The sequence below is a fragment of the Microbacterium sp. P2_F9 genome (assembly GCF_056403635.1).
The window spans coordinates 1-1,718 of the sequence record NZ_JBFUFC010000370.1 but is presented as its reverse complement, the minus strand read 5'-3'; the positions used below and the strand labels follow the sequence as shown (position 1 = coordinate 1,718).

At 68.8% G+C, this 1,718-nt stretch carries 2 protein-coding genes; one reads left to right on the top strand and one right to left on the bottom strand.

Annotation, left to right across the window (positions count from 1 at the left end; all coding sequences use genetic code 11):
• Positions 1-947: Glu/Leu/Phe/Val dehydrogenase dimerization domain-containing protein (locus tag AC1DVT_RS20070; protein WP_477391133.1), on the bottom strand; the 947-nt coding region annotated here is incomplete at its 3' end.
• A 144-nt stretch (positions 948-1,091) separates the two neighbouring features.
• On the opposite strand from AC1DVT_RS20070, the gene AC1DVT_RS20065 reads away from it, so the two are divergent.
• Positions 1,092-1,691, top strand: coding sequence for a gamma carbonic anhydrase family protein (locus tag AC1DVT_RS20065; protein ID WP_457101555.1), 600 nt, complete (start codon positions 1,092-1,094; stop codon positions 1,689-1,691).
• Positions 1,692-1,718: the final 27 nt, after the last annotated feature.

The following is a 1,718-nucleotide window of genomic DNA, read 5'->3' as shown; positions in this document are numbered from 1 at the left end:
TCCCAGGGGCGTGCGCCCTCAACGAAGCGCGCGCTGGAGCGCTGGGCGGCGTACGCCGAGATCCGGGTGCGGTCGACCTCCTTCACCTGGCGAAGCAGGGCGAGGTCGATGCCGGCGTCGTCGACGACGTAGCCGGAGGAGTCGGAGGCCGTGACCGGCGTCGCGCCGAGCTGGTAGGCCTTGTCGATCGCATAGATCGCGACGTTGCCCGAACCGGACACCCCGACGCGCTTGCCTTCGAGGGATTCGCCGTGCACGGCGAGCATCTCCTGCGCGAAGTACACCGCACCATAGCCGGTCGCCTCGGTGCGCACTTCGGCGCCGCCCCACTGCACGCCCTTGCCGGTGAACATGCCCGACTCGTGCCGGTTGGTGATCTTGCGGTACTGGCCGAACAGGTAGCCGATCTCGCGCGCGCCCACGCCGATATCGCCCGCGGGCACGTCGGTGTGCTCACCCAGGTGCCGGTAGAGCTCGTTCATGAACGACTGGCAGAACCGCATGATCTCGGCATCCGATCGACCGTGCGGATCGAAGTCGCTGCCGCCCTTGGCGCCGCCGATGCCCTGGCCGGTCAGCGCGTTCTTGAAGATCTGCTCGAAGCCGAGGAACTTGATGATGGAGAGGTTGACCGACGGGTGGAAGCGCAGCCCGCCCTTGTAGGGGCCGAGCACCGACGAGAACTGCACGCGGAAGCCGCGGTTGACCTGCAGCCGGCCGGCGTCGTCGACCCACGGCACGCGGAAGATGATCTGTCGCTCCGGCTCGACGAGCCGCTCCAGGATGCCGTTCTCGACGAACTGCGGGTGCGCCTCGAGCACGGGTGCGATCGACTCGAGCACCTCGTGGACGGCCTGCAGGAATTCCGGCTCGTCGGGATTGCGCGTCACAACGGTGTCGAACACGTCGCGCACGATGGGAGGGGTGTCAAGGAGGGGGAGCGACATGGTGGAGCCTTCGAACAGGTGAGGGGAGCTGCCCGCGGGAAAGGGCATYGTCAAGCCTAATCACGCGGCGGCTGTGTCCCGACCACGTGACACCCTTCCTGCGGCGGTGCCGAGCGCTACGCTGGCGCTGACCGAGGAGGTTGCGTGCAGTTCGAGCATCTCGGGGCCAGCCCCCGCATCCATCCCGACGCGGTCGTGGCCGCCACCGCCGTCATCAGCGGCGATGTGACCATCGGCGCAGACTGCCAGGTGCTCCATGGCGCCGTGATCACGGCCGAAGGCGGCGCGGTCACCCTCGGCGAGAACGTCATCGTCATGGAGAACGCGCTGATCCGGGCGACCTCGGCCAATCCCGTGCACATCGGCGACCATGTGCTGGTCGGGCCGATGGCGAGCATCTCGGGCGCGACGATCGGCGACGAGGTGTTTCTGGCCACCGGCACACGGATCTTCAACGGCGCCCGGATCGGCGACCGATGCGAGGTGCGCATCAACGCCGTCGTGCACCTGCGCACCGTGCTGCCGCCCGAGACGGTGGTGCCGATCGGGTGGGTCGCCGTCGGCACGCCGGTGCAGATCCTCCCCCCAGAGCGCCATGAAGAGATCTGGGCGGCGCAGCGCGAGCTGGACTTTCCTGGCTACGTGTTCGGCCTCGACCGCGAGACGCCCGATCTCATGGTGCAGCTCACCGAGCGCTACGGCCGCGGGCTCGCCCGGCACGCCGACGACCGCCAGGTGGAGTGAGCGGATGCCGCGTCCGCGGCACCCTCG